This window comes from Sporolactobacillus pectinivorans, from assembly GCF_002802965.1.
In the GTDB taxonomy this organism is placed as follows: domain Bacteria; phylum Bacillota; class Bacilli; order Bacillales; family Sporolactobacillaceae; genus Sporolactobacillus; species Sporolactobacillus pectinivorans.
Window position 1 is genome coordinate 1 of sequence record NZ_NXGA01000003.1, and the last position, 8572, is coordinate 8572.

Below are 8572 nucleotides of genomic sequence, written 5' to 3' on the forward strand. Positions count from 1 at the left end.
CGTATGCATTTATTCGATAACTTTGACAGAAAGATGCAAAATCAATTTACCTCTTTTACTTTTACCATTGACTAATCATAGATAGCCCATAAAAGCGCCACACCTTTAACACATTGTATAGCTCTACAGTCGCTATCATAAATGTTACTCATCCCAATCAATTTGTAGTTGCTTTAAGAAAGCTTCACGCTCTTTCTCAAGTTCAGGATCATGTTCCTCTGAGATAGGTGTTTTTTCATAAGAACGTTCTTCTAACCATTGTGGTGTTTTTTCTCTACTAATATATTGTCTTGAATCGACTGTATTTTTACTTTTAGCGTACTTTTTATTATAAATACGATTTTCAGGTTCGAATATAAATTCCAGATACTCTATTTTTCGTCCCTTTTTTGCTCTAACTTTATGTATCTTTAACGCTTTAAAAATATAACTGAGTTCATTAATAATGGGTTTTAATACATTCTTATTAATATCGGTCATTCGATACGATGTTGGAATATCTAATCGCTCTCTAAAATCATTTATTTTTATTTTTAAATAACCTGTATGTTTAAACTGCTTAAGTATTCTAAACATGTTTTTAGAATACGTTGATTTAAGCGTCGTCATTTCTTCTAGTTCAAATTTTGTAAAATTATTCGTAATTGAATTAAGTATATGCTTTAGATTAGGAGATGTTGAAATCTCTAAATATTGTTCCTTTTTATGAATTCTATAATGATTAAACAACACAAAGCGCTCTATGATATCGTCATCTTCATACTTAATTGTTAATTCCAACATTTTTTTATATACATCATCCAAATCTTTCACAAATCTACTAATATTACGTGTTTTAGGATTATAATTACTTAATTCTTTTAATTCATCAAAAGTCAGATGTAACGTGTAGGTGTCTTGTTCTTTTAACTTATTGCACATCGCAAAAAACAAATTAATTTCTATGCTTGTAAATTTTCTTAATGGGACGAGGTTTAGATCGTTTTTATATACAACTGTTTCACCAGACATTTTATTATCACTCCATCATTAACTACATCATATAAAGGAGTACTAAAAAAATGAATACTCCTTTATACCAATTGAATATAAGCATAAAACACTTTTATAGCGGCGTCAATGAATAAAAGGAGTGATTATATTTAAACTACTCCCTTTATGTGGCAAAAACACTCCTTTTATGTGGCAAAACTACTCCTTTTATGTGGCAAAACTACTCCTTTTATGTGGCAAAACTACTCCCTCTAATACCTTGAATCCATTGTCTCTCTAGGTATAAAACAATCCCTAAAAAGGTTTTAAAAATATTTATAAAAATATATTAAAAAGGGCGACGTTTATAAGACAGTAGTCACGATGAAAAAAGATTTGTAAATACCATGTTACATACATTTATACTTATACTGTTATTTATATGTGTATCATCACATCACTATTGTACAATTTAAAGTACGTTATAATGATTGAAGCTTTATGTAAAATAGGTATATTAATGATTTTAAAATTATTTTCGCTTCACAGAAATTGATTAAAACGTTAAAGCAAACCAAAACATGAAGGTAGTACAGTTTGGATTAATAAAAAACATCAACTCGAAGTATAGACGTATCTCCTAAGCATACATCTATAGAAAAAGATAAGTCTTATGATTATATTGGTGGATTTGAAAGTTTATTCATGAAAATAGAAAGGGAATAACTTTCTAATGTTGGACTAGTCCACATTTATGCATTCATCTTAATAAATACATAAATGAAGCAATTATTATTGCCCTCGTACCTATAAACGAGGGCTTATTTTTTTGACTTCGAATCATTAGAGAATCTAAAGCACAAAAATGATGATCCCTTCATCAATAATGATTAGAGGACTTATCATTTTTAATTTCATAGATTTAATAAACTTTTCAATCTATCATTTACTTCTATTACCTTTTCAGTTGTCGATATATCAAGATATCGATATGGACGAGCATGTATATCAACAGATTTAATTTGTGTGCAGTCGATAAAACCATTTATATGTTGATTTTTAGTCTTCACTAATACATCTGTTGGGTATCGCTCATCGTATCTTTTTGTAATAGGAATAACCCAAGCAAAACCGGAAACCTTATTAAATTCAGTATCACTTATGACTAAACAAGGACGATAGTTTCCTTTTTCAGTACCAATGACTGGATTAAAATCTAATTTAATTACATCATATAGATTTACCATAATTCACGTCCAACTGATTGACCCCAATCATACTTGTTATGATCATATTTGCCACCGCTTTCAACAAAATCTCTCCATTTTTCTTTAAAAGAATTGGGTTTGGTTAAAACAATTTGTCCTGATTTGACTTTTACTTCTATATCATCGCCAACTTTTAATCCTACTTGCTGTAATATATTTTTCTTTAAGCTAATTGCTTGTCCATTTCCGCTTTTATATATTTTCGCATATGTTGTTTTCATAAAATACGCCTCCGTTAGTATTTACATGTCTTTACATAAGTTATAGCATGTTTACATTGATTTACCATTATCTTATCCTGCTTCAAATTCAATATACGACACAATGCATCAGTGTTCATTGTTAAACTTAAATGAGTGAAACGTTTAGAAAATACTAAAAGTAAAAGATTATGAATAAGGCTAAGGCGATAACAGAAACACCTATCATATAGTTACAGAATATTTTGATTTTGATTCGATTAATTTTTGTCATTTTTATCACCTCATTTTATAGTTGAGGTAAGGGAGGAAAATATCCCTCGATTACCTAATGAATATAACTTAATATTAGCTTGAATGTCAGTTGGCATGCAGTAAAGGAGACAGTGCTTTTTTTATTGATTTTGAACATAAAAAAGATGACCATCGCAACAGTCATCTAAAGTACACTCTTCAGATATGCACCGCAATTTGATATTTATCATAACATGCAATTCATACTTAACGGACTTATATGGACGGCTGAGAGGGTTTAAAATTCAAATTCATATTGTTTTTTCTGCCGTCGACAATTTTATATATTTCAAACCGTGATTCGATGTTTCTGATGTCCTCAGCCACATATTTGAATATCTTTTCATTGATATCTTTCACTGTATACGTTTAACAAATGTTAAATATCAGTATGAACGCGGTCACTAAATTCAAAAAGAATTAATAAAAGAGGGACTTATTGATTTTACTTCAAAAATGGATAAATAACGTCTTTACATCTATATGTCTAAAATCAAGGATCACCAATTCTATTATTATAATAAAGAAAAGAAATCCAACAAATACACATATGACCGTTTCATAGATGTATTGAACATCAAATCAAAGCATACACTAAAACATATTAATACCCTAGTGAAACACAAGCTATTAATCGTGAGCAATGTAGGAACTACAATTTAAGATATAAATGTTGAACAAAATGAGTCAAAGAATGTAGATATTAAATTACACAATAATAAGAATAATCCATCTGATTCACACAATATGCATTTAGTAACACTATAAACATAATCAACTCTAGGGAACAAATTATTGCCTTGAAGATTTGAAGAGTGAAATTGAAGAAATCTTAATCCGTGTAAATCGAAAATAGAAAATACACAACAAAACGATTACCAAAGTATATACTTATCTATTTATAAGTATCAAAGGAGCATTTACTCAAAGATACGAAGAAGATTATAACAGAGGTGTTATTACAAAAAGTCCAAAAATGGCTTTATTTGGAGATCCACAGAATATTGTGACTGTGCTAATTAAATCTATGATTAATAGATAATACAAGTTTTATATAAGACCCTGAGTTGCAGAAATAAAATGATTTATCTAAGTTAATAATTTTTAATTGAAATATAGATGCACACAAACATACACATCAATATATTGGTGTGTATGTTTGTGTGCTGTCCGTCTTACTTTATTTAAAGGGAAACCGTATATATTATTACTGAAACTAAGTAATAACAAAATATAAAGGCTTATATTTTGTTTACTGTTCTAATTATTCCTTCTTTTGTTAGATCAATAATAGACTGATATTTTTCTTTAGTAAGATCTAGTTTGCTTATTTCAATTTTTTCTAATTCTTCAATTATATGCTTTCCTTGAGACAGTATTTTAGAGTATATAGCTATTTCAGATGGTTCTTTTTGTGGTTTAAAGGCGGATGCATCTTCATTTAATTCTTTTTCTAAAGTAGTTGAAATATCATCAGTAATATTAATTTGCTGACTATTCCATTTCTATAATCTGCCCTCTATGTGTTTTTCATTACGATATTGTGAAAGAATATTTACATCTATTCCAGCATCCCTAAATATATCTTCGGGTTCTTTTCCATGATTATATTCTTCTACAATTTTAAGTTTGAATTCATCTGTATAATATATGTTTTTACTATTTACTTTATAAATATGAATATTAGACTCCAATTTTTGTCTAACCTCTTTGGGTAAAGTTGCCATTTTTTTCTCCTCTTCTTTCTTTTTTATTTCATTACTATAAATTGGTTAAAGTTAAAATCCAAAATATATATTTATATCATGAATAAAGAGAAGCGGAATTTCGATATATACTCATACATATGTGTATACATGTGTGTATGTTTATGTTAAGGTGGAAAAGGAGGTGTCTAAATGGAAATAATAACATTCGCAGCCGTTAAAGGTGGAGTAGGAAAAACAACATTATCCTATAATTTTTCCGCATATTTAGCTGACTTGGGGTACAAAGTATTAATGATAGATTTTGATCATCAATGCAATTTATCTCAAATATTAGGAATTTATGATCAAAAAAATACTGTTTTATCTATATTCGAAAAAATAGATGCACTACATATTGAAGAAAAAGTTAAGATACACCATATTAATAACAATATAGATCTTATCAGTGGATTTTTGCGTTTAGATGAGTATGAGAAGCATATGAGTACGACAGATGGAAAAGACATGCAATTATATATGTGGCTGGATGATTACTATGAAGAATATAATATTGGTCAATATGACTATATTATTATTGATACACATCCTGATTTCAGTACATCAACAAGAAATGCAATTGTTGTAAGCCATAAAGTAATTTCTCCTAATAAGCCAAGTGGATTTAGTGATGATTCGAATGCAAACATTTCATATCGTATTAATAAATTAAAGAAGGATTTAATTGACTTTAGGACACGAGAAAGTTATGTAACAGCTAAACTTTTTTTCGTTGGAAATATGGTCAAACATAATACTAAATCATCAATCAATTTTAAAAAAAGCATTGAAAATCAAGAAAATTATATAACTTATTTTCCTGATAAGGAATTAATTACACGCAGTGTTTTAGAAAAAAAGCCAATTGTATCATTTAAACAAGAACCTACAATATACTTAAAGGAAAAAAGTTTTTTTCAGCAATTTATAAATAGTTGTAAAGCTATTAAAGATGCTTGATTAGTACAAAGTAAAAAGAGTACTTTAACTTTTACTCACATAAGCATAAGTATATATACCAACATGTGTATGTTTATGCACATAATTCATTATGAAAGGTGTTTTAAAATGGCGTTTAATAAAAAAATTGATAGTAACAATCAAGAAAATAATATAGAAAAAGCTTTAGAAAATGCAGTATCACCTAATACATCATATAAAAAAATAGAGATTAAAAAGGATAAAATTAAAGAAAAGAAAAAGAGATATCAATTTATGTTACAGCCTTCAGTTAGAAAAAAACTAGATGAGTTAGTTGAAGAAAATAATTATTCATCATCTTCAGAATTTTTAAACGAGATTATAAAACAATTATATGTAAACTAGTTTTACATATTATATTTCAGATAAATGAAGGGAAAGTTAAGAAAACCCTATTAACAAAGAATTTGATTTGTTAATAGGGTTTATTTTTGTGTTTACTCAAAAATAAACTTGTAAGTATATATATAAATAAGAACATCAATAAACTTGTAAGTACTTAATATTGAAATAGCAACTTATATTATTAAGAAACACAATTTAATGTCAGTAAATAAAAGAAGATTGTTACCAGAAAAAATAGAGATATAAACATAACAAAATGCAAACGTGACTTTGAATAAGGTAGTAAAGATGATATACCTATTAAAGAAAAAAATGAAACATTTAACAACTATGTACTTTATGTCATTATGAAATGATATTTTTGAGATCAATAAAGAGATATTGGATAAAACCTCTAATATTACATATTAGTTATTTTTAAATTTTAATTAATATATTTTATTATATAAATTAAATTTAAAATCAATTTGCAAAAAAGAACTAGATAATTTATACTTAAGCTAAATTAAAAGTTCACTAAAACGAACTATTAATATAAATGTAAGTAAAGAAGTATTCATAACTGTAAGTATAAGTATAAATAATTATGTAAATAGAGATATTAATATGATAATAAGTAAAATAGTAAATAGGATAATAAATAAGCAATATATGTCCCTAATCATAACTATAGAGCAAAGTTGGTTGTTTACTTATAAACGTAAATAAGAACGCAAATAAAGACGTAAGTAAAGATATAAGTATTAAGTTAAATAATTAAAATTAATGATTAAAGGAGCGTTTTAATATGGCTAACACTAAAACACAGAAGATATTAAGTATCTCAAAAACAAAAAGTGAGAATATCGCAGAATGGTTTGTCAGTGACGCACAGTGGAAATTATTAGCTGAACATTTAGAGTTAGGTAAAACAGCTATCTTCAAATATAAGAAACTAATCAAGATCAAAACTGAAGAAAAGGACGCACTTTATGCGTTAGGAGATATCTTCACGTTGAATCAACTAAACACTGTCATTGAGCTATTTAACGACGCTATAGAACACCCTGAAAAGTATAAAAAACCGAAGAAAAAATCTGACGTCGATTTAAAAGCACAGGCTGATGTCATTCAAAAACATACGAAAGATATGAATATGGATTATTTAGGTTATCAAGGTAAGCCGACGGCAAGGAAAGAGAAAGCCGAAATAGAAACTGAAAACAAAACAGATAAACGGGCTCAAATCCCTGACAAATCAGAAGTTATCGCTAAACATAATGCTGAGCGTAAAGCGATGAAAGAAGAAATAGAAGCTTTGCCTAAAGATAGCCAAGAACGAATAGAAAAAGAACGAGCGTATAAGCAATCAGAAGGCGATAGAATCGCTGAATTTTGGGACGCACAAAAGCGAGAACAGGAAGATAAGTAGGAGTGAATAGCGATGGCTAAGGTATGGAGATACACAATCAAGTTACCACCTATGGGGACACCGAGACCTCGTACAAGACGTTTAGATGATGGACGTACTATCACGTATTATGACCAGTCTTATAGTGATTATTTAGACGCAATACAAGCCGAACTAGCGAAAGATAATGCGATTAATGATGATTTTTATGACGTGATAAATACCGAGTTAGGCGTGAAAGCTGAAATCATGTTTTACGTACAAGCGCCAAGAAGTCAAAAGCGAATAAAAAAGCTAACAAGGACGACAGCACCTGATATAGATAACTTGCTCAAAGCAGCATTAGACGGCATCTTCAGAGGATTAGAAGTCAAAGACAGCCGAGTAGCATTGGTATCAATGGGCAAGTTTCAAGAAATGGAAAATCCAAGAACTGAGATAGTTTTAAGGGGGATTGAGTAATGGCGAACACAAATTTAGATAAGTTTCTAGTGATAGAACAAATGATGGACGAGGCACAGGGCTTAATGGAGCCGTATTTAAGCAGTTTAGAGCAACGTTATGAGTATATGAATGTGTTGAGAAAAGAATATAGTAATCTATCGCATACACTAGGCAAGATACAGCAACGTGTAATCAAGCAAGGTGATAAGCTCGAAGTAGACGCAGACGTAAAGAATGTAGCACAAAGTGCAAGAGACCGAATAGACGAGCATATAGAGGCGATAGAAGAAGATAAAGCAGATGGAGATAATCAACCATCGGTTAAGCAATTAAAACGTGCTAGAGAAAAGTTAGACGGCGAATTAGACGAAGACAGCATAGGAGAAGCATGGCGATTGTTGAAAGTTCGAAAAATAGAAATCGAAGAGTTAAATGTGCTTATGGACTTAATCGACGCTATGGAAGACGGTAAACAAGATAAAGCAGAGAGTATTGTTAAAAAGATTGAAAAGCTAAGAAGTGATTATACAAGTGGCTTTGTACGCTATAGAGAAGCATTAGAGCAAGGAGAAGACGTACAAAAAGAAGTTGATAATGTTATCGGCGATTTAGAAGATAGTGGCTATATACAAGAGGCTGAGAGCCTTACAGACGCAAGACCTAGTATTGCAGAAGAAAGAGGATTAAGACCTGACGCACAACCGCTTCTAGACCTTTTAAACCCTATTAAGAGTGCAGGTTNGAAGAAAGAGGATTAAGACCTGACGCACAACCGCTTCTAGACCTTTTAAACCCTATTAAGAGTGCAGGTTTAGAGTATTTTCAAAGTAGAAATAGGAACTCAGCATCATATGATTTAAACGTTGCGTTTGCGAAAGAAGTTGCTTATACAAGAAGAGCGTTATTAGAAGACCGTGAATATATCGGTACTAG

Annotated in this window: 8 protein-coding genes; 4 read left to right on the top strand and 4 right to left on the bottom strand. The window is 29.6% G+C overall.

The window, feature by feature from the left end; all coding sequences use genetic code 11:
• Positions 1-144: 144 nt before the first annotated feature.
• The 4 genes from COP04_RS19145 to COP04_RS20395 all read right to left on the bottom strand — a co-directional run bounded on the left by COP04_RS19145 (position 145) and on the right by COP04_RS20395 (position 4461).
• The gene (locus COP04_RS19145; protein ID WP_058714819.1) at positions 145-1011 is read right to left on the bottom strand and encodes a replication initiation protein; all 867 of its coding nucleotides are present in this window, start codon (positions 1009-1011) and stop codon (positions 145-147) included.
• A gap of 875 nt (positions 1012-1886) precedes the next feature.
• Positions 1887-2219, bottom strand: a complete 333-nt coding sequence (locus COP04_RS19150; protein WP_002467480.1) for a type II toxin-antitoxin system PemK/MazF family toxin — start codon at positions 2217-2219, stop codon at positions 1887-1889.
• A complete protein-coding gene (locus COP04_RS19155; RefSeq protein WP_002467479.1) occupies positions 2213-2461 on the bottom strand; it encodes an AbrB/MazE/SpoVT family DNA-binding domain-containing protein in 249 nt (82 codons plus the stop codon). The genes COP04_RS19150 and COP04_RS19155 overlap by 7 nt, the downstream gene beginning before the upstream one ends.
• 1778 nt (positions 2462-4239) lie before the next feature.
• A complete protein-coding gene (locus COP04_RS20395; protein ID WP_002467481.1) occupies positions 4240-4461 on the bottom strand; it encodes an HTH domain-containing protein in 222 nt (73 codons plus the stop codon).
• Positions 4462-4632: 171 nt separating this feature from the next.
• Here COP04_RS20395 and COP04_RS19165 point away from each other — a divergent pair, with 171 nt between their 5' ends.
• The 4 genes from COP04_RS19165 to COP04_RS19180 all read left to right on the top strand — a co-directional run bounded on the left by COP04_RS19165 (position 4633) and on the right by COP04_RS19180 (position 7657).
• Positions 4633-5439, top strand: a complete 807-nt coding sequence (locus COP04_RS19165; RefSeq protein WP_002467477.1) for a ParA family protein — start codon at positions 4633-4635, stop codon at positions 5437-5439.
• Between the two features lie 108 nt (positions 5440-5547).
• A complete protein-coding gene (locus COP04_RS19170) occupies positions 5548-5805 on the top strand; it encodes a ribbon-helix-helix domain-containing protein (RefSeq protein WP_002467476.1) in 258 nt (85 codons plus the stop codon).
• 787 nt (positions 5806-6592) lie between these two features.
• Positions 6593-7216, top strand: coding sequence for a hypothetical protein (locus COP04_RS19175; RefSeq protein WP_002467475.1), 624 nt, complete (start codon positions 6593-6595; stop codon positions 7214-7216).
• A gap of 12 nt (positions 7217-7228) precedes the next feature.
• Positions 7229-7657 carry a RusA family crossover junction endodeoxyribonuclease gene (locus COP04_RS19180; protein WP_002467478.1) on the top strand — a complete coding sequence of 143 codons (429 nt, stop codon included), beginning with the start codon at positions 7229-7231 and terminating at the stop codon, positions 7655-7657.
• Positions 7658-8572 lie beyond the last annotated feature (915 nt).

What these genes read in the sequence shown, in the direction of transcription:
- COP04_RS19170 (WP_002467476.1), top strand. Translation starts at nt 5,548, where the DNA reads ATGGCGTTTAATAAAAAAATTGATAGTAACAATCAAGAAAATAATATA.
- COP04_RS19150 (WP_002467480.1), bottom strand. Translation starts at nt 2,219, where the DNA reads ATGGTAAATCTATATGATGTAATTAAATTAGATTTTAATCCAGTCATT.
- COP04_RS19145 (WP_058714819.1), bottom strand. Translation starts at nt 1,011, where the DNA reads ATGTCTGGTGAAACAGTTGTATATAAAAACGATCTAAACCTCGTCCCA.
- COP04_RS20395 (WP_002467481.1), bottom strand. Translation starts at nt 4,461, where the DNA reads ATGGCAACTTTACCCAAAGAGGTTAGACAAAAATTGGAGTCTAATATT.
- COP04_RS19155 (WP_002467479.1), bottom strand. Translation starts at nt 2,461, where the DNA reads ATGAAAACAACATATGCGAAAATATATAAAAGCGGAAATGGACAAGCA.
- COP04_RS19175 (WP_002467475.1), top strand. Translation starts at nt 6,593, where the DNA reads ATGGCTAACACTAAAACACAGAAGATATTAAGTATCTCAAAAACAAAA.
- COP04_RS19165 (WP_002467477.1), top strand. Translation starts at nt 4,633, where the DNA reads ATGGAAATAATAACATTCGCAGCCGTTAAAGGTGGAGTAGGAAAAACA.
- COP04_RS19180 (WP_002467478.1), top strand. Translation starts at nt 7,229, where the DNA reads ATGGCTAAGGTATGGAGATACACAATCAAGTTACCACCTATGGGGACA.